At 49.8% G+C, this 20,094-nt stretch carries 16 protein-coding genes and 2 tRNA genes; 11 read left to right on the plus strand and 7 right to left on the minus strand.

The window, feature by feature from the left end:
• Positions 1 to 93: 93 nt before the first annotated feature.
• Positions 94 to 1,476: a TolC family outer membrane protein gene (locus C0081_RS10265; RefSeq protein WP_245417909.1), complete on the minus strand. Its 1,383-nt coding sequence runs from the start codon at positions 1,474 to 1,476 to the stop codon at positions 94 to 96.
• A 315-nt stretch (positions 1,477 to 1,791) separates the two neighbouring features.
• Complete coding sequence (locus C0081_RS10270) at positions 1,792 to 2,445, minus strand: protein-L-isoaspartate O-methyltransferase family protein (protein WP_101533685.1); 654 nt, start codon at positions 2,443 to 2,445, stop codon at positions 1,792 to 1,794.
• Positions 2,446 to 2,715: 270 nt separating this feature from the next.
• On the opposite strand from C0081_RS10270, the gene C0081_RS10275 reads away from it, so the two are divergent.
• Positions 2,716 to 2,789, plus strand: a tRNA-Cys gene (locus tag C0081_RS10275).
• Between the two features lie 157 nt (positions 2,790 to 2,946).
• On the opposite strand, the gene C0081_RS10280 is transcribed toward C0081_RS10275, so the two are convergent.
• Both C0081_RS10280 and C0081_RS10285 read right to left on the minus strand, forming a co-directional pair.
• Complete coding sequence (locus tag C0081_RS10280) at positions 2,947 to 3,939, minus strand: sensor domain-containing diguanylate cyclase (RefSeq protein WP_101533686.1); 993 nt, start codon at positions 3,937 to 3,939, stop codon at positions 2,947 to 2,949.
• Positions 3,940 to 4,086: 147 nt separating this feature from the next.
• Positions 4,087 to 4,842, minus strand: a complete 756-nt coding sequence (locus tag C0081_RS10285; RefSeq protein ID WP_101533687.1) for a Card1-like endonuclease domain-containing protein — start codon at positions 4,840 to 4,842, stop codon at positions 4,087 to 4,089.
• Between the two features lie 216 nt (positions 4,843 to 5,058).
• On the opposite strand from C0081_RS10285, the gene cobD reads away from it, so the two are divergent.
• Both cobD and cbiB read left to right on the plus strand, forming a co-directional pair.
• Positions 5,059 to 6,087, plus strand: coding sequence for a threonine-phosphate decarboxylase CobD (cobD, locus tag C0081_RS10290; protein ID WP_101533688.1), 1,029 nt, complete (start codon positions 5,059 to 5,061; stop codon positions 6,085 to 6,087).
• Positions 6,084 to 7,082, plus strand: coding sequence for an adenosylcobinamide-phosphate synthase CbiB (cbiB, locus tag C0081_RS10295; RefSeq protein ID WP_245417910.1), 999 nt, complete (start codon positions 6,084 to 6,086; stop codon positions 7,080 to 7,082). The genes cobD and cbiB overlap by 4 nt, the downstream gene beginning before the upstream one ends.
• Positions 7,083 to 7,107: 25 nt before the next feature.
• Here cbiB and C0081_RS10300 read toward each other — a convergent pair whose 3' ends face one another.
• From C0081_RS10300 to C0081_RS10310, 3 genes are read right to left on the minus strand one after another with little or no spacing between them, the layout of a single operon-like run.
• On the minus strand, positions 7,108 to 8,586 hold the full coding sequence (locus C0081_RS10300; protein WP_101533689.1) for a cobyric acid synthase: 1,479 nt from the start codon (positions 8,584 to 8,586) through the stop codon (positions 7,108 to 7,110).
• A gap of 51 nt (positions 8,587 to 8,637) precedes the next feature.
• Positions 8,638 to 9,192: a bifunctional adenosylcobinamide kinase/adenosylcobinamide-phosphate guanylyltransferase gene (cobU, locus tag C0081_RS10305; RefSeq protein ID WP_101533690.1), complete on the minus strand. Its 555-nt coding sequence runs from the start codon at positions 9,190 to 9,192 to the stop codon at positions 8,638 to 8,640.
• On the minus strand, positions 9,189 to 9,476 hold the full coding sequence (locus C0081_RS10310) for a hypothetical protein (RefSeq protein WP_101533691.1): 288 nt from the start codon (positions 9,474 to 9,476) through the stop codon (positions 9,189 to 9,191). Before C0081_RS10310 ends, cobU begins: the two co-directional genes overlap by 4 nt.
• 274 nt (positions 9,477 to 9,750) lie before the next feature.
• Between C0081_RS10310 and C0081_RS10315 the strand changes: the two genes are divergently transcribed.
• The 8 genes from C0081_RS10315 to C0081_RS10345 all read left to right on the plus strand — a co-directional run bounded on the left by C0081_RS10315 (position 9,751) and on the right by C0081_RS10345 (position 20,041).
• Positions 9,751 to 9,826: transfer RNA gene (locus C0081_RS10315), tRNA-Asn, on the plus strand.
• Positions 9,827 to 9,953: 127 nt separating this feature from the next.
• Complete coding sequence (locus tag C0081_RS10320) at positions 9,954 to 10,712, plus strand: DUF6538 domain-containing protein (protein ID WP_101533692.1); 759 nt, start codon at positions 9,954 to 9,956, stop codon at positions 10,710 to 10,712.
• Between the two features lie 569 nt (positions 10,713 to 11,281).
• Entirely contained in the window at positions 11,282 to 11,521 is a 240-nt protein-coding gene (locus tag C0081_RS10325; protein WP_146006436.1) for a site-specific integrase, read from the plus strand.
• Positions 11,522 to 11,878: 357 nt separating this feature from the next.
• A complete protein-coding gene (locus C0081_RS23695; protein WP_280952865.1) occupies positions 11,879 to 13,531 on the plus strand; it encodes a DEAD/DEAH box helicase family protein in 1,653 nt (550 codons plus the stop codon).
• Positions 13,470 to 15,281, plus strand: coding sequence for a type I restriction-modification system endonuclease (gene hsdR / locus C0081_RS23700; protein ID WP_280952866.1), 1,812 nt, complete (start codon positions 13,470 to 13,472; stop codon positions 15,279 to 15,281). Before C0081_RS23695 ends, hsdR begins: the two co-directional genes overlap by 62 nt.
• Positions 15,282 to 15,462: 181 nt before the next feature.
• Positions 15,463 to 16,923, plus strand: a complete 1,461-nt coding sequence (locus C0081_RS10335; protein ID WP_101533694.1) for a class I SAM-dependent DNA methyltransferase — start codon at positions 15,463 to 15,465, stop codon at positions 16,921 to 16,923.
• Positions 16,920 to 18,389 carry a restriction endonuclease subunit S gene (locus C0081_RS10340; protein ID WP_101533695.1) on the plus strand — a complete coding sequence of 490 codons (1,470 nt, stop codon included), beginning with the start codon at positions 16,920 to 16,922 and terminating at the stop codon, positions 18,387 to 18,389. Before C0081_RS10335 ends, C0081_RS10340 begins: the two co-directional genes overlap by 4 nt.
• A complete protein-coding gene (locus C0081_RS10345; RefSeq protein WP_101533696.1) occupies positions 18,386 to 20,041 on the plus strand; it encodes a GIY-YIG nuclease family protein in 1,656 nt (551 codons plus the stop codon). Before C0081_RS10340 ends, C0081_RS10345 begins: the two co-directional genes overlap by 4 nt.
• Positions 20,042 to 20,094 lie beyond the last annotated feature (53 nt).

Below are 20,094 nucleotides of genomic sequence, written 5' to 3' on the forward strand. Positions count from 1 at the left end.
TCTGCGCTTATTGTCGCAGCACATCAAAACGGTGACAAAAAAGGCCCAATCAAAAATCGGGCCTTTTAACGTCGGAATATGGATGCCGATATTCTATCGACCATCTGGGGTGCGCAGGCCAATCCATTTATCGCGAACAGCTGTATAATGTGCTTTTGGATCGTAGCGTTGAACACGCAGCTTTAAGTTCTCGGCAGACAAATTGCCAATTGCAGAGGCAACGCTAAAAGATGCGACAATACGTGCGCGCTGAGCCTGGACAAGAGCAATACGAGCGGAGATCAGATCTTCTTGTGAATCCAGAACATCAAGCAATGTGCGTTGTCCAACTTTTTGTTCCTCGATCACTCCACGCGTTGCCAGACGGTACGCTTTCACTTGCGCTTGAGCTGCCTCGATTTGCGGGATTGTTGCCTGTAACAAGCTCCACGATGCAATAATATTGGCACGAATTTGATCGCGGGCGAGGTCTAGCTGGATGCGGCGTTGACCCAATGTCTCTTTGGCTTGGCGGACTTTGGAATGAACTGCACCACCAGAGTAAATTGGAATGTTGATTGAACCGGTCAGTGAAGCGCTATTTGTGGCACCATGCAGGTCGTTACTTGCGTTATTGGACCAGTTACGATCGGCGCTTCCTGTAACAGAAATTGTCGGCAACAATTCCCCTTCAGCGAGCTTAACTGAAAGCTGAGCGACATCGACATTATATGTTGCAGACAAGATAGCAGGATGCTTTGCCATAGCTTGGCTGATGGCAGCGTTCAAGCTTTTGGGAAAAAGCTTATCAACCGAATATCCTGCTTTGAGGGTTCCCGGTTTTTTTCCAACGAGCATTTGATAAGTCGCGCGACTGGATGACAGGCTGGCTTCCGCTGCTTTAACCTCAGAAACAGCGCCTGACAAGCGGGCTTCTGCTTGGCTAACATCGGTGCTAATGGTCTCGCCAACGGCGAATCTGTCTCGAGCTGAACGGGCTTGTTCTTGCAAAAAGGCTACATTTTGTTTGCGAAGTTCAAGAATTGCCTGATTTTGGAGAATGTCCATATAGGCAGATGCGACATCGTAAAGGACCGTCTGTTCGGTTGTCCTAAGCCCTTGGCGCGCTGCCTCAATGGCTGCTTTGGCTTGCTTTACGCCATTTTTAGTACGGTTGCCGCGATATAGTATTTGTTGGACCTGAAGTCCAAGACTGGTTGTTGTGGCTTGAGAGTTACGGCTGGTGCCTGAAAGATAGTCGTAATTGGTCCAACTGCGGCTGGCTGATGTGCTTGCAGATATCGTAGGGCGATAGCCCGACATTGCTTGAGGAACACCCTCGTCCGTAGCGCGCAATCCTGCACGGGCCGCGTTGAGTGTTGGATTGTTGCTGTATGCCAGCGAAAGTGCTTGAGTCAGATTTTCGGCTGACGCCGAATTTATGTTCAAAAGCAGCGCAGAAACAGCGCACAATGTTAATTTTCTAAGGCCAGCCACGCCCAATACTCCTAGAAATGAACAGTCCGCAAAATCGTGATGGACCGTCTTTACGCTATGATTTTCGTTGGAACATAGTCTGAAGTGATCGGAATGCCTAGTGTTTGCTTTTGGTGATTTGGTTAAAAAGTTATTAATGAGGCTTTCTCGCAACAAAATAAAACCACAAGAAACGCGCAATTTTGTCCTAATTTTCGTTAAAGTGCGTATCACACGGTGATTTACGCCCCAAAACCGTGAAAGTTACGGTTTTGGATCAATTTACATACATTGATGTATATTTTTGTGGGTAACCCAATGGCCACTCCAGAATGGCTAAAAATCAAATGAAACGTGTTTTCGAAATTCTGGCAGAACCGGTGCATTGGTATCAAAGGCGGACATGCGCGAAAAATGATCGCCGGTTCGGAGAATCTTAATCGCTTCGGCCCGCCGTGCAGCGCCATCGACGGTGATGAGGTGTCCCCCGTCTTTCAACTGGTCCAACAATTTTTGCGGTATTTCTTCAACGGCACCTTCGATAAAAATCACGTCATAGGGCCCTTCTGAAGGCATTCCCTCCGCAAGATCGCCTGAGATGACGGCAACGTTGTCATATCCCAGATCTGAAATAATGGTTTCTGCTTTTGTTGCCAACGCTTCAGTGTTTTCAACTGCTACCACAGTGTTTGCCAATTGAGACGCCAAGGCTGCTGAATAACCGGTGTTTGACCCGATGATCAAAACCAGATCATCTTTGTTCATATCTGCCAGTTGCAATAATTTTGCTAATGGAGACGGTTGGGTCATTGAGCGCGAGTCTGAAATTTTGATATCCGCGTCTGAATAGGACAAAGTCCGCAATGAAGCAGGAACGAATAACTCCCTAGGCACTTTGAGGAAAGCCTCCAACACATTATACGCTGTTACGTCTGTGGTCCGAATTTGCGTATCAACCATCTGCTGCCGAGCTTCTTTATATTCGCCCATCTAAGATTTCCTCAGTTTATATGCGGTTTGTCCGCACCCTTGTGCCTTGGAATTTTGAAGTGCCCTGCCCTATGCAGTGAAAGACATCTTCATTCTGTGCATATCGTTGCGCCCGAAGAGTTGCAAGGTTTGTTGGCACAAATTCGACGATTGAGGGGGTGTCTTTCGGTAACTGTTAAACAATGTACATAAAAATTTCGGATACTGGTGGAAATTGACTTGAGCGCGGCCAAGCCTTTTGCTATTGAGCATGCACCACACGTAAAGGATGGCTCGATGGCGGAGTGGTGACGCAGCGGATTGCAAATCCGTCCACGCCGGTTCGATTCCGGCTCGAGCCTCCAATTTCTTCCCCAAAAATTGTTTCAGTTGCTTCCGCTACGACACTTCTTGGCGGTCGCGTTTTGGTATTCTTTCGCCATCGTTTCGCGCAGTAAACCGAGCCTGACAGCTTGTTTTCCTGATTGTTTGGCTCAAGCTATCGTCACTATATAGTTGATTTCAATTACTGGAATCACATTGGCCAATGATAGGTACAATGGTGTTTCTGCCATTAGCCTTGGCTTCGTAGAGCCTGTCGTCTGCCATGTTCAAGATCGAATTGATGTCATTTTTTCCGCATGTGATTCTATCCACCACGCCCAGGCTGGTGGTGACGGTCACAGTGTTTCCCGAATCTTCCACAACCAGTTTTTCAATCATCTTACGAATGCGTTCTGCTACAATCATAGCGTCATGTTGATCTGTTTGAGGCAGTAGGATGATAAATTCTTCGCCTCCAAACCGAGCTGGTACGTCGATCTCTCTCAGGGTGGATCTACAAATATCGGCGATTTTCCGTAGAACAAGGTCGCCCGTTGCGTGTCCATATCGATCATTGACCGATTTGAAGTGATCTATATCGATTGCGATGATACTGAAATTGGTGTCATAGCGGATAGCCCGCAGCATTTCTTGGTTCGCTTTCAGCATAAAGCTTTGGCGCCTAAGCATGCCGGTCAGGAAATCTTGTGTTGCGATTGTCCTAAGTTCAATTTCATCGATGACGATACTTGCCAAGTCGCGGAGGATATCGATTTCATCCAAACTGATATCGCGCGGTTTTGTATCAATGACGCACAAAGTACCAAGGTTATAGCCAAGAGCTGATTTGAGGGGAATGCCCGCGTAGAATTGCACATTTGGGGCTTCAGTAACCATAGGGTTGTGTTTGAAGCGCTCATCCTGCGTCGCATCATGTACGATAAATGGTTGGTCTTTTTGAATCGCATGGGTGCAGAATGAAATTTCACGGGGAGTTTCATCAAACGTTATGCCCTGTTTAGACAAGAACCACTGTCTCTTTTCGTCGACTAAAGTAATGAGCGCGATTGGAACATCCATAATTTTTTGAGCGATGCGGGTAATGCGATCAAAGGATTCTTCCGAGCTGGTGTCCAATATTGCGTATTTTTCTAATTCCCGCAGTCTTTCCAATTCATTTTGATAGGCCACGGTTATCCCTTTCCTCTTGGTTATAGAATACTAATCAATGCATTCAAAATTATCCACTCACTTGTTAGAATTACGCAATTAAGAGGTTAGGAAGTCAAACAAATTCGCTAGCCAAGTGCTTATATTGAATGGTTTTCTTACTCATTTCTACATATCTGGGGGCGTTTCAATATCTCCTATTAGGGATGGCACGGCCATCGCAGACACCAATCGATCCCATTTGATATGCTCGAGTGTGATCAAGTGCACATTTAGGGCGCGCGCCTTGCCAAACAGGGATTCGTATTTGGGCTTTTTGGCATATTCGTCATAGAGGTCTGTTGAGAGGATCAAGCCAACGAATGTGGTGTCATCACCAAAATGATCCGCAAGATTGTCGGCTTCATGCAACGCTTCCATCAGTTTCTTGCGATTTCTGTCGTTGGAGCGACGGAAGGATGCGCTATAGGCTTTGCAAGAGTAAAATGCCAAACGGTCCCCGAAACGAGCAATCACGTCAATCTCATTTTCTCCCCAATAGCTATCAATTTTCCATTTTATTTGTTGTCCAAATAAAGCTTCATCGGCGCCAGCTTCCAGCGCCGCCAAACAGGAAATTTCTTCTAGCCAGCCGCCTGTTATAAAGCGGCGAGAGTCTGCTGTCATTGCCCTGACCGCACCGTTTGATGTGCGACCTGCCAATCCGGCATTCTCTAAGGCTTCTATAATGCAGGCCTCGGTCGGGTTTAGTTCGGATGGTATGATGCTGCCTTTGAACAGTCGGCTTCTGATGCGCTCAAATGCGCGATACTGGCTTGCGATTGCAAGGGAGGCTTCTTTGTGTTGGCGCGCGGCACGTAAATCACCGGTGCGTCTTTTGTCCAGCCAAGCGCCGTTTTTTGCAATTATTTTTTCAATTGTCATGGTTTGCTGTGAACTCACCTACTTTGGATGCAACGCGAGCCGAGAATCGGCATTCTTTGTATTCTGTGTGTTATTATACGTTGGTATAGGGTATGCGCTTGTGCATTGGCTTCGAAGTCGATCAAAATTCCCAATTTAAAACGCTTTGGAATTGCTTCATTCCTATAAAAGGTCTATGTCCTAGCGTGACATATTTGAGAGAATGGATATATAAAAATGGTTGCGAGTGACGACAAAATTATGATGCATGGTGGAGACCTTTCTGCAGCTATCGCTCGTTTTGGCGGGTCTAGCGAAGACTGGCTTGATCTGTCCAGTGGCATCAATCATTCGCCCTATCCATTTGATAAGGATGCTGCGTTTGAAGCAATAGCGTCCCTACCCAGCCAAGGTGATTTGGTCGCATGTTTGGCAGCAGCACGCAAAGCATATGGCGTACCTGATGAAGTCTCCATTGTGGCTTCCCCCGGTACACAGTCCATTATTCAGGCTATGCCGGTGCTGCTCGGAACAAACCAGAGCTGCCTTATTTTGGGCCCGACCTACAGTGAACATCAACGGGCTATGGCGCGTGCTGGCGTGGATGTGGCCATGGTACAAGAGTTGCCTAAGGAGTTTTTCCCTGGCGATTGCCTTTTGATTGTGAATCCAAACAACCCGGACGGCAGACAGCTGCCTGCTAAAGATTTGATTGAATTGGCTGCCAAATTGCAAAAGCAACGCGGTCTGCTTATTGTCGATGAAGCTTTTGCTGATGTGGTACCTGAGCTGAGTGTTGTTTCAGAGTTGGGTTCTATGCCCAATTGCGTTGTGCTGCGTTCATTCGGTAAGTTTTTCGGGATGTCTGGCATCCGGCTCGGTTTCCTCGTGGGGCATGAAAGTCATGTGAGCAAGATTCGGGACATGTTGGGTCCTTGGGCGGTTTCTACCCCCGCTTTGCGCGTCGGGACAGAATCCCTCAATGATAGCAAGTGGCAGCAGCAACAGCGCAAGCAAATGGCAGAGCGGGCTGAAAAGCTGGATCGCGTTCTCGAAAAGCGCAATCTGTATATCGCGGGTGGAACACCGTTGTTTCGATTGGTTATCAAGGAAGATGCGCGCGAGCTCCATCGCAAATTGGCCGAGTTGCATATTTGGACCCGTGTCTTTGACTATCGAACAGACTTCATTCGATTTGGTATTCCTATCGACAAGAAATCACTTGATCGCTTGGACGCTAGTCTAGAAAAAGTCTTGCAGCGGTGATTTTGCTTGGCGGTGGTTTTCTGTTTGTTGTCGCCCTTGCGATTGCGTTGGATGCCATCTTTGGCGAGCCTGACTGGGTTTGGCGACGGGTGCCGCACCCTGTGGTGTGGTTTGGAGCATGGATAGAGCGCTTTGAAACACGCTTCAACCAACCCAAAACACAGTCTGCACAATCAGGCAGATTATTAGGTTTGTTATCTCTGGTGTTTCTTGTTGCCGCAGGCGGGGCTCTGAGTTGGGTTGTTCAAAGCTTGTTGCTGTCTTTTGGGGTTCTGGGCGGGGTGGTTCTTGCCCTTCTTTCCTCTACGCTTCTTGCGCAAAAGAGCCTTTATTTGCATGTAAAAGCGGTTGAAGATCCATTGGCCTGTGACGATATTCTGGCGGCACGCAAAGCGGTTTCTATGATTGTTGGCCGTGACCCTGAAAAGCTTGATGGTGCGGGGGTTGCTCGGGCCAGCATCGAAAGCCTCGCAGAAAACTTTTCCGACGGCATTGTCGCTCCGATTTTTTGGCTGGCGCTGCTCGGTTTGCCAGGCCTTGTCATCTACAAAATCATCAATACCGCTGACAGCATGATTGGGCACAAAACAGAGCGTTACTTGCACTTTGGATGGGCTGCTGCGCGACTGGATGATGGTGTCAATTTGGTCCCTGCCCGTTTGACTATGGGGTTGTTGCTGCTGTCTCCCTTTCGGTCTCGGGTTGCCGAGCAGGAAAAAACAATTGCCCGGATTTGGCGTGGCATTGCCAAAGACGCACCGCGTCATCGATCTCCCAATGCTGGTTGGCCAGAAGCTGCAATGGCAGGACGACTTGATATCGCACTGTCTGGTCCACGCTATTATGGTACAGAGATGGTTGACGAGCCATTTGTGAATGCAAGAGGGCGACGCGATGTTGGGGCGGCTGAGGTTGACGACGCCCTGAGGCTATATCGTTCGTCTTGTCTGGTTCAGTTTATGATCATCATTGCCATTGCTTTGGTGAGCTATTGAGCGCCAATGGTCTAATCGTTTGCTATCAAACGCCGTTGGTTGCGACTTCCATTAATCCATCACCATCCAAATGCTGTGATATGTGGTCAGCAAGCGCCTCCAGTGTGTCTTCGACCATGCCATGATAAGAGTGAGTGCTTGCTTGGTTGCTTGACTGGAGGCCTAGTCCCTGCAAAAAACGGCGTCGGAACTCATCTTGATTGAACAGTCCGTGAATGTAGCTACCCATAATTCGGCCGTCTTTTGACCGTGCGCCTTCGTTTTTTCCTTCAATGACGAACAGTGGTCGATCTCTGTCTACACCTTCGCTGCTGCCGATGTGAATTTCATAACCATGCATAGGAAGGTCACTGTCGACGTGGCGGCCTTGCACTTGAACCGTTCTTTTTTCACCAGCCATCACTGTTTCAACATTGAGCAACCCCAATCCTTCGCAGGACGATCCTTTGGCCCCTTCAACGCCTTCGGGGTCATGGATCGTGCGGCCAAGCATTTGGTAGCCGCCACACAGGCCCAGAACGTAACCTCCTCGTCTTACGTGCGCTTTGATGTCCACATCCCAGCCTTCGGTCTTTAGGGCCTCAAAGTCTGCTATGGTGGTTTTGGAGCCAGGCAAGATGATCAAGTCTGTATCCGCTGGAATGACCTGTCCTCGTTGCACCATATGGACCGCGATTGACGGATCAGAACGCAGAGCGTCCAGATCATCAAAATTTGCGATGCGCGGGAGAACCGGCACTGCAATTTTCAAGGCACCGTCTTTGTTGGATGCTGCGTCTCTGGCCAAATCTTCACTGTCTTCGGCAGGCAAATGCGCGGCATCGTCAAACCAAGGCAGGACACCAAAATCGGGCCAATGTGTTTCATTGGTAATGATGTCGAGGCCTGACTTGAACAAGCTGGCATCGCCGCGAAATTTGTTGATGACATAACCTTTTACAAGTTTTCGGTCTTCGGATGACAAAATCCGTTGCGTGCCGACCAAAGACGCAATGACGCCGCCTCTGTCGATATCCCCGATTAGAATCACCGGCGTTTGAGCGGCTTGAGCAAATCCCATATTGGCAATATCTCCGGACCGGAGATTGACTTCAGATGCGCTGCCCGCTCCTTCTATAACGACGATGTCCGCATCGGCGTTCAGGCGGTTATAGGAGTCCATCACTGCGCCCATAAGATTCTTTTTATTGGCGGCATAATCTCGCGCCATCATTTGTCCAATGGATTTTCCCTGTACCACGACTTGAGACCCGATGTTGCTTTGAGGTTTTAGCAGCACGGGGTTCATATGGATGCTGGGTTCCAAGCCACAGGCCAAGGCTTGAAGCGCTTGTGCGCGCCCGATCTCGCCGCCTTCTAGGGTGACTGCAGCATTGTTGGACATGTTTTGCGGCTTGAATGGTGCAACCTTGAGGCCCTGACGTTTCAGATACCGACAAAAACCGGCCACCAGCATGGATTTTCCAACATTTGAGCCGGTTCCTTGAAACATGATGGCAGGCATTTTGAGTTCTTTCTTAGGCTTTGATCGTAACGATGTGTCACGGGGATGGACTTAGAGCTTAATGGGAGGCTGATTGATTGGCTTGAGCTGTAGCGGCAGGCCTGCCTTCACTTCGATCACTCGATCACAACAGCTGGCCAGTGTTTGATTGAGTCGCCCTTGGTGGTCGCGAAAATGACGTCCTTCCGAGGTGGATGGTACGACGCCCTGCCCGACTTCATTTGATATCAAAACAATTTTTGCTGTTGTGCCCTTGAGTGCGGCAACAAGTGCCGCAAATTGTTGATCGAGAGGCAGCTTCCGGTACAGCAGATTGTTCAACCAGAGGGTCATGCAATCAATCAGGATCGCATTGTCAGGCGCATCGTGGCGTTGAATGATGTCGGTCAAAGCAATTTGTTCTTCGATTGCGTGCCAGCGGGGGCCGCGCCGTGCGCGATGTTGTTCGATTCGATCAACCATTTCGGCATCGTCATCAAATCTGGGTGACGTGGCAATATAGATGAGGTTTGAAACACTTTGTTCGCACAGGCTTTCAGCAAAGCTGCTTTTCCCGGATCGGGCGCCCCCAATAATCAGAGTGGTGTTGGGTGGTTGGATACTCATGCGGGGTCGTCGTCCTGTGTTTGATCCGATGGAGGCTGTGCGTCTTTATCACGGCGCCTCTTCTCGAGCTTTATCTCCCACTTTCTGCGATGTTTGCGAAGATAAGGCAAATCGATCGATAGGACCACAAGGCCCAGTGGTACCATCCAAAAGCCAAGAATGGGCAAAAACCCGAGAATGCCGCCGATCACCAGCACAATACCAAGCAGCTGTCTTGCTAGCGCAGATCCCGGCATTTTAATGGACCATGGTCCCAGCTTTATATCTCGTTTGGGTTTGATCATAGATTCGTTGGAACCCCTGGAAACTGGACTATTAAAGCCATGGGAGAAGGGTATATTTTGGTGTTCTATCAGGTTGTCTCATCCGTGTGGATTTTTAGATAGGTATTAAATGACGAATATCCACATTCTCGAAAATGAGGCAAACCCGCCAAACTCTTCAACTCTTCCACAAGAGATACAGAAAGATAAAAAAAAGGGCTTGGCAATCTGTGTTCTCTGAACTAAAACCACTTCACCAACGTCGGGGCGCTAACAAGTGCCAGACGCAGAGTTTTCCCCAGTAGCTCAGTTGGTAGAGCAAGCGACTGTTAATCGCTTTGTCGCTGGTTCGAGTCCGGCCTGGGGAGCCAAATTAGGGGCCTTTGATTAGTTTCAAAGGCCCCTTTTTCGCAGAAATGAGCCAATGCCATTGAGTTGCAGAGACTATTGCAATAGAAAACGCAATAGGAATGCAATAGGAAATGGGTCGTTTAAGACATGGGAAGCACCAGAGAATTAAAATATATTACCAAGAATCGTGGCATTCTTTATTACACCAGATTGGTTCCCAAAGATGTTCAGCATCTTGATCCACGTTCTAATCCGATTCAAAAATCTTTAAAGACAAAAAACTACGACATAGCCATGTCTCGACGTGATGTACTCGTTGACTCGGATGACAAATTTTGGCGTTCTTTGCGGGCGGTTGAAAGTCGGTACCAGTCGAAGGATGAACTTGCTGCTGCTAGCGAAAATATCATGGCGCTGTTCAATACCGAAAAAGTGTCCTTAGATCTCAGTAGTCTTCCGAAAGGAAAAGCAGGACTAGCACTTCACAACCTTTACCAGCAGCAGTTAGAACAGATTTTTTCTGGACCACCTGAAGGCATGTTGCAAAGGTTCGAAGTATGGCTAAAGACACTGCCTTCAGACATTGCTGAGAATTATCGAAAAGTGATACGAAACACGGACCTTATCGGTTCCGTTTTATCGAATTTTGAAGATCCTACGCAGTTTATAACTGCATCAATGGGTATCCATAACCAGCCAGAAGACCTGCTGATGGCAATATCTGAAGCTCTCGACAGGTTCTTTGGATCGTTTGCGGCAGCTCACATGTCGGGTATGTCTGCAGCTCAGGAAAAGAACTATAGGAACCCTAAGAAACGCGCTGTGGAGCGTTTTATTGATTTGGCTGGCGACGTGCCTTTGGAGCGAATTACACGTGCTCAGGCCGTTTTATTCAAGGATCATTGACTTGAGCTGATCCATAGGCCAGAAGAAGGAAAAAAAGCCCTGTCCCGAGCGGGAGCACTGAAAGAGATTCAGGACCTTCATTATATCTGGCAGTGTTATGCGGATGAAAACAATTGGACTGATCAACATGGACGCAAGAAAGACAATCCGTTCGATGATCTAAAAAACACTTCCCAACCCCGCAAAAACAATCTGTTCGAGATGCCACTGAAGCACGCGTAACATTTCCGACCGCGATTCTTCGTGACAAGTGGCTACAAGGCAAGGGACTGACTGGGTCAAATGAAGACCTTCGCCGCGTCCTCTACACTCTCTTAGAAACAGGATGCGGTGCGCAAGAGGTTTTGCATCTAACGGTAGAAAAAATCTGTCTTGGTTATCCGATACCACATATACTTATCCAGCCAACACTCACAGGAGAACGAAAGAACAAAGTTAAAACCAATGCGAGGGTGCGGGCGGTTCCTCTTGTCGGCATTGCGCTGGAAGCTGTGAAGCGGCACCCGGAAGGATTTTTGCGATATTATGACAAAGGGAATTCGTTTAGTAATGCAGCAAATAATTTCCTTTTGGCCAACAAACTGCGCACAAAAGAATCCACGGTCTATTCGCTTCGCCATGAATATACTGCCCGCATGCGCAATGGAGCGGTGCCTGAACATATTCAACGCCACATTGTTGGCCACGCAACAGATGTGCATGGGACTTATGGGGCGTTTCCCGATCAGTCCAACTTTGATGACAGGTTGGCTGAAATGGCTGTTCATATGGGGCGTGTGGCCCTACCCTTCGATATGGACGTCATCTAAGCAGGGGCTGTCTTGTCTGGACTGCTTTGGTTTTGCAAAAACTTATTTGAGCTTATGATACATCTGCAAAACACAATATTTGGTTCCACTATTTGGGGTAAACCCTCCGCCTTCCAGACGGACAGAGAAAACCAAATCTGCGTCAGAGGCGCTCTATTAAGAAAGAACAGTTTCAAATGTTTCTGTTGATCCCACCAGCTTCAGCTGGTGGTGGTTCAGTTTCATGAACTCTGATCTTGACCTCACGACAGCATTCCAAACGACGCTCTCATCACCACTAATCTTTTAAGTTGCAAATGCCCTGCAAAGTAAAATAGGTTTTTTGTATGAACGTAATATTTCGAAACGATTATAGACATGGCTTCTACGAATTTTGATCACCTTAAACCATTGAGTACCCAACTTCATCAACTTGGCGTGTTGTCCGAGCGCTTCTTTAGTCAGGATGCTAATACGTCCCTCATCAAAAGCCGTCAGTTCATGGAGCTGATGGCGAAAGAGGTTGCGGCGATATATGGCTTGTACGATGAGCAGGACAAGGTGACCACTCATGATCTTTTAAGACGTCTGTCTGCACAGCAAGTTTTGCCTTCCGAAGTCGCCAGCGTTTTTCATGCCGTTCGCAAACTCGGCAACAAAGCAGTCCATGAGTTTGAAGGGCAATCTCGAGATGCATTGTCAGCCTTAAAATTCTGCAGGTCACTTGGCGTGTGGTATCGTTGGTCGTTCGGGAAAGATCTGAGTTTCAAGCCAGGACCGTTTGTCCCCCCAAAAGACCCAGAAGATGCAAGTGTAGCCTTAAAAGCGGATCTGCAAAATCTCCGGTCGGAGGTGCTCGCAAAGGAACAAGCGTTGCTTGAGGCCAAATCTGAGGCAGATGAGCTGAAGAAGACCCAGGCAGCCTTGGAAGAAATGGCCAAGCAGGCAACCGAGGAAAGTGCCGTTTGGGAGCAAACTGCAGCCGAACAGGAAGCTGAAGCCGTTGCTATGGCGAAAAAGCTCTCCGAGCTCCAGAAATTAGCAGAGGCAGAACCTGAGCAAGTTCACCGAGAACGTCATCAAGCAGCAAGGGATGCTGCTGCAAAGCTCATCCTCGATGAGCAAGATACACGAGTTTTGATTGATGCCCAGCTTCAGGATATGGGCTGGGAGGCAGATACCAAGACCCTTACTCACAAGAATGGCACACGCCCGGAGAGTGGTCGCAATATCGCAATTGCAGAATGGCCGACTGAATCTGGACCGGTTGATTATGCGCTATTCACAGGCCAATTATGTATCGGAGTGATTGAGGCCAAGCGGGAATCCGTTGACGTACCCGGAGTATTGGCGCAAGCGCAACGCTATGCCCGCAGCATCAAACTTGATCCTGAACACAGGGTCGTCGATTCCCCATGGCAACACGGACTAGACGAGCCCTACCGTGTACCATTCATATTCGCGACCAATGGGCGGCCCTATATCCGCCAATGGAAAACCAAGTCTGGGATTTGGCATTGGGATGTGCGAAGCGCCAAGAATCAGCCAGACGCCCTTTCACAATGGTTTGCACCACAAGACCTGAAACAAAAGCTCGAAACGAATGTCGATGCAGCCGCAAAAGGGTTGGCCGAAGAGGCCTTTGGCAAGGGCAAGCTGCGTCCCTATCAGGAAGAGGCTGTCCAATCCATCGAAGGTGCGATTGAGAGGGGACAGAAAGACATTCTCATTTCAATGGCCACCGGCACTGGCAAGACAAGAACGTCTATTGCATTGATGTACAGGTTGCTCAAGCATTCCCGCTTTCGCAGAATCCTGTTTCTAGTCGACAGGAAAGCCCTTGGGAAACAGACCGAGGACGCCTTGGAGACTACAGAACTGGAAGGCTTGTTGAATTTCGCCCAGATCTATGGCGTTGCTGGTTTGGGGCAGAAGAGAACAGAGAGTTCAGGTCGCTACCGTTCAATCAATGATCGCCCGGATCGAGGGAGAAGGCGATATATCCTTGCGCCCGACACCTGGCACATATGACTGTATCATCGTGGATGAAGCGCACAGGGGTTATACGCTCAACGCAGACTTGCGCGAAGGCGACATTGTCTTCCGCAATCTCGAAGACTATCAGAGCGCTTATCGCCAAGTGCTCGACTATTTTGACGCAACCAAGATTGCCCTAACGGCCACCCCTGCCCTGCACACCCGAGAAATCTTTGGTCATCCGGTCTACCACTACGGATGCAGACAGGCGGTCGTTGAAGGCTATCTGAACGACCATCTGCCTCCAAAGCGCATCACGACGGCTTTGGCCGAAGCGGGGATCCATTTTGATGGTGGCGAAGAGGTGGAAATATTGGACCGAAAGACCGGACAGTTGGATCTCTTCGAGCTGCCGGACGAAGTCGACCTTGACTATGATCTTTCTCAGTTCAACAGGCGAGTTTATTCGGAGAACTTTAACCGGGCTGTCTGTCAGGCACTGGCGAGAGAGATACCGCCAGACAGTCTTGGCAAAACCTTAATCTTTGCAGCGAGAGACGATCATGCCGATGATGTTGTCAGGCTGCTGATCGAGGAGTTGCAGGACGAATATGGCAGCGATGAAATTCCAGCAGGCATGGTGCAGAAGATAACCGGAAAGTCTGATAAGCCCCAAGACCTGATCCTTAAGTTCAAGAATGACGCCAATCCGAAATACGTGGTCACAGTCGATCTGCTCACTACCGGCATCGACGTGCCGTCTATCTGCAATCTGGTTTTCTTGCGCCGTGTAAAAAGCCGGATCCTTTATGATCAGATGATTGGTCGTGCGACACGCCTCTGCCCCGAGATCAAGAAACAGCATTTCATTATCTATGACGCGGTCGACCTTTATGCAGAATTGCAGGAGATGTCCGACATGCGCCCTGTCGTGGTCAAGCCGAATGTCTCGCTCGGCCAGTTGGTGACCGATCTCTTCAATGCAGTGGATGATGAGGACAAAGACTGGGTTGCCGGTCAAGTGATCGTGAAGATGCGCAATCTAGCCGGTCGCGTCGATGAGGAAACGAAAGAGAGCTTCAAGAACCACACAGGGCAACCGCCTGAGGATACGGTGCAGGATTTGGCGCTTAAGACCGGGAATGAACTGGTCACTTGGCTCAAGGACCACCCCCGCGCTGTCGAACTTTTAGAACGCACACCCGTCAAGTCCGGTCGCTCCGGCGATGATGTGACCATTTCCCATCATGACGACGAACTCCTGCGGATCGAGGAAATTTTTGGCAAGAACACCAAGCCGGAAGACTATATCGAAGGCTTTGAACGCTATGTGCGGGAAAACATGAACACGGTTCCGGCCCTCATTGCCGTCACGCAGAAACCACGAGACCTTACCCGTAAGGAATTGGCTGAATTGGCAGGGCTTCTAGATGAACATCACTATTCCGACTCCTTGCTCCGCGCCGCCTATGGCAAGGCCAGAAATGCCGACATTGCCGCCCATATCATTGGGTTTGTCAGGCAAGCCGCTTTGGGGGATCCTCTGGTGCCCTATCGGGATCGCGTTGAATCTGCTGTCTTGAAGATCGAAAAGTCTCGTGATTGGACGAAACGCCAGAAAGACTGGCTGCGGCGTATCGGACGGGCACTCAAGGACAAACCTGTGGCCGACCCGACATTGCTGGATCAAGGCGTTTTTGCCGACAAGGGCGGCTATCAGCGCATTTCCAAAGAGTTCGATGATCAATTGGGTGATGTCCTGCAGCAAATGAATGAAGCCATCTGGGGGACAACAGCCGCCTAACACGTGTTGCATCCTTATGGATTCATGCATGCATTTGAGTACGTGAGGCAGCGTTTGCAAAGCATAACGCGTTCACTTTCTCAAATGAATTCGCTACAACGCAACACGCGCAAGCCTGTTCGACTCATCCAACCCACGCTATACCAGCTGCAGAATACTCTCATCAGGAAGCGGTTCCAATATGAATGCCAATACCATCGTCCAGAAACTCTGGCGTCTATGTGCCGTTCTTCGCAAGGACGGCATCACCTATCAGCAATATGTGACGGAGCTGACCTATCTGCTGTTCCTGAAGATGATGAAGGAGCGCGGACGCGAGGAAGGCAACATTCCGCAAGACTATCGTTGGGAAGCGCTGGTCAAGGCAGAGCCCCTGCAGAAATTGCGCGTCTACCGCGAGGCCCTGACAAAGCTGGGCGATCCAGAAAGCGGATTGCCGCGCATGGTACAGGCGATTTTCGACAATGCCTCCACCTTCGTTCGTGAACCACAGAATCTGACGACACTGATCACCGCCATCGACGAATTGGACTGGTTTTCCGAGGATCGCGATCAGTTTGGTGATCTTTATGAAGGTCTTTTACAGAAGAACGCAGAAGAAACCAAGCGTGGGGCTGGGCAGTATTTCACGCCACGTGTGCTCATCGATATCCTCGTACAGCTTATGCGGCCAAAACCGGGCGAAGCCATTCAAGATCCGGCGTCGGGAACGGGCGGTTTTTTGATTGCCTCTGATCGCTATATGCGGGCACAGACTGACGATTATTTCGATCTTGGTGAGAAAGCAAACTGGCAGAAAAAGCATGCATTCCACGGCATGGAGAATGTGCCGGGTACTCTGCGTCTCCTCCTGATGAATCTCTATCTCCATAATATCGATAGCGACCATGTGGATCTGGGAGATACCTTGTCCGACAAAGGGCAGCGGCTGGGTAAAGCCGATCTGATCCTGACCAACCCGCCGTTTGGACCGGCGGGTGGAGCGCCGACCCGCGATGACCTGACCATCACCGCGAATGTCTCATCCTATCAGCTTCCGTTCGTTGAGCATTGCATAAGGTCGCTGAAGCCCGGCGGTCGGGCGGCGATTGTCGTGCCGGATAATGTGCTGTTCGAGGATGGACGCGGTAAAGCCCTGCGGCAAATGATGATGAATTGGTGCGATCTGCACACGATCCTGAGGCTCCCCACCGGAATTTTCTATGCCCAAGGGGTAAAGACCAATGTCATTTTCCTCACCCGTGGCAAGAGTGACAGCAACAACACCGATGAGACTTGGGTCTATGACCTTCGCGCCCAGATGCCCAAATTCGGCAAGACCAACCAGCTGACGCAAAGCCATTTCGAGGATTTCATCAAGGCCTTTGGCAGCGATCCGCTGGGCCATGAGCGGGGTAAGGATCAGGGCGAGGAAGGCCGCTGGCGCTGTTTCACCCGTGAGGAAATCGAAGCGCGGGGCGACAATCTCGACATCTCCTGGCTGCGCGAAGCCGAAGAGGAAGCCGAAGACGGATTGACCGAGCCGGAAGACATCGCCGCATCCATTCTGGAGCACCTGCAAGCCGCCATGACCGAAATCGAAGCCCTCAGCACCGAGCTTGGTGAGAGCGAGTTGGCAGCAGAGCCGGAGGTGGCAAAATGAGTGAGCTGCCGAAGGGGTGGGTTGAGACTGAGTTGGGTGAGGTGTCTGATTTCGAAAACGGAGATCGGGGGAAGAACTATCCAGGCCGAAAGACGTTTGTAGAAAAGGGTGTGCCTATGGTGAGCGCCGGTCATTTCCAGAATGGCCGCCTTGATTGGCAATCTATGAATTACATTCCGGAGGAAAACTTCGAAAAGCTGGGCTCGGGAAAACTGAGGAGTGGAGACTTTTTGTTTTTCTTGCGCGGGTCGCTGGGCAAGTTCGCTTACATAGACAAGATTGACAAAGGGGCAATCGCTTCTTCTTTGGTTATTGTTCGGCCAAATAGAAATATCGAAAAGAGCTATTTAGATTATTATTTTCGAAGCCCCATACCTTCTGCAATGATTGAGGTTTTTGCGAATGGGGTCGCACAGCCAAACCTATCGTCCAAGAGTTTAGGACAGTTTTTCTTTCCCCTTCCCCCTCTCGCCGAACAGAAGCGGATTGTGGGGAAGCTGGATGCCTTGGGTGCGAAATCCACCCGCGCCCGCGACCATCTCTCCCGCATCGAAACCCTCACCAAACGCTATAAACAGGCCGTCCTACAATTTGCATATTTAGGGCATTTGACAGCGGACTGGCGTAAATCAATTTCATTAGTAAGTGCTAAGCAATTGGTGGATGAAACCCCTGAGCCTGATAGATCGAGGGGTGGGCGCACAGCTACCGATACAGTTATAGATGGGAAGGCGGCTCTTTCCGTAAACCAACCTTCTCGCACGCCGCCATCTGGCTGGCTATGGACATCGTTAAACCGTGTCGCAAAACAGGAAACAGGGCACACTCCGAGCCGGTCACATCCAGAATGGTGGGATGGAGAAATCCCGTGGATTGGGATCAAAGATGCGGGATTGCATCACGGCCAAACGATAATGGATACGATGCAGAAGACGAACGATGATGGCCTAGCCAACTCATCGGCACGTCTGCTTCCTGAGGGAACAGTTTGCCTTTCACGAACTGCATCTGTTGGCTATGTGACCATTATGGGTAAGCCGATGGCAACCAGTCAGGATTTTGTAACATGGACATGCACAGACGCCCTCGATCCTAAATTTCTCATGTATGCATTAATGGCGGAAGGCCAAGACATTAGGAATTTCGGAAAAGGCACTACTCATACAACCATTTACTTCCCAGAGGTACGGGCTTTGAATATTAGCCTTGCCCCAGTGGACGAACAAAAAGAAATCGTCCGCCGCATTGAGACTGCCTTCGCAAAGATCGACAAGCTGGCCGCTGAAGCGGCACGCGCCTTGGCGCTGACGGATCGCCTAGATGAAACCATCCTCGCCAGGGCCTTTCGTGGAGAACTGGTCCCGCAAGACCCCAACGACGAACCCGCCTCCGCCCTGCTCGACCGTATTAAGGCTGAACGCGCTGAAGCACCCAAACCCAAGCGCGGCAGGAGGAAGAAGTCATGAGAATCTTTGAGAGCAAGCCTCTTACTAAAGGCAACCTGAAAAATAACCACATTTATATCACACCATTTCGGGACGAATTGCCCGACGATATTGTTGGCGGGAGCACAAAGGACAATCCGGCCACTCACTTGATCACGTTGGAGTATGACAGTGAGACGGTCGACACCTATGTTCCAACAACCACAAAAGGTGTGGTGCGTTCATTCTTCCACGCTCGCGGTTTCGTGCACACCCTCTTCGAACAGTCAGGCGCTCAGATCGGAGACATCATACTCTTCGAAGAAGTTGCACCTTATCACCTGCGCCTGTCTTTGAAAGCAGGCAGCAAGATGCATGGACACACGTCCCCCATAATCGCCGAAGCGGAAGACTACGCCAGCTACTTCGAAGCCAATCTAAGTGACAAGGAAGAACTTGCTCTGATTTACCATGCCATGCGCGGCAAAGTCAGCATGGGAGACCTTGCCAGTCACGTTGGCTATGACAGTTACGAGCCGATGAACGCTCTATATGGTCGACTGGGTCACAAAATTAGCGATGAGTTCAACCTTAATCCTCACCTCTACGATGGGAAACCTGTCTGGATCTCAATCATTTCGGCTTGGAACAAATCTGAGAATACGACAGATAGGACCTTCCGTAGTTACCTGCACGAGGAAGTAATTCAAGGCATGCATTTGGCGGGATTGCTGTCCGAAGAAGATCTAGAAATCGCGTTGATAATGAGGGAACACGCTTTGTCGAAACAATCGCAAACAACCAAACTGCCCTCGAATACTCATGCTGGAAAAATCTTCTTCACATATGTTTGGGGTGCACCCGGTGATCCGACTTGGCCGCTGACCTTCGCAACCAAAGCCGCTCGAACGCATGCAAAGAAAGTGTTGTCCGAAGGAGACATCGTGTTCACGGTAGGTACCAAAACCGACCCGACCGCGCCGGAGTTCAAGGGCCGCGTCGTTGGCGTCTATCAGGTTTCGGACATGGAAGTGAATACGAGAGACTATGTAGGGGGGCTCCCTACCGAAAGGCACGACGATTCCGTCGTTGAACGTTTTCCCTATGCTCTACATCCGCTCAAAGTCTGGCAGATTGATCAAGATGACAATCTCTTTTCCGACCTTGTTGGCCCTTTGACTGGACGGCATCACCTTCAAGCACGCGACACAGTAGTTGAGTTGGATGCATTGACGGCGGAGCCACTTCTTGCTTTGTCGAAATCGGAAGTTTCCGTTGCTGAACCAACCACTCTCCTAGGAATGGGTCGACTTGCGAAGAAAAAAAGCAAGCTTGCCCCCAAACACGAGGGAGAATACTCAGGCACGTTCAATGAACACGACGTTTGGTATGTGTATATTCTTGCGCTTCGGAACGAACGCAAGCAAATCCTTGCCTTCAAGATCGGTTACTCCCATTGCCCCCAAGATCGCGTGGATGCACATAACAAACCCATTGCGACAGAGGTGACTGGACTGAGCTGGTGTCTTCTCATGACGCAGCCCATGGGAAACGAAGATCAAGCCAGAGATGCAGAACAATCACTTCTGAAGAAGTTCAGTGGCCGGTGTCTGGAAAGCAATGGTGAAATTGTGTCTGGCGTTCAAGAAAACGCGATCAGTTCCGCCCTTGCAGAGGTTTTACGAGAAAGATAATTGAACATGACGTCGTCACCCGAGCCCGCCGCACCATTCAGGAACGGCGGCTG

Source organism: Cohaesibacter celericrescens (assembly GCF_002866925.1).
GTDB lineage: Bacteria > Pseudomonadota > Alphaproteobacteria > Rhizobiales > Cohaesibacteraceae > Cohaesibacter > Cohaesibacter celericrescens.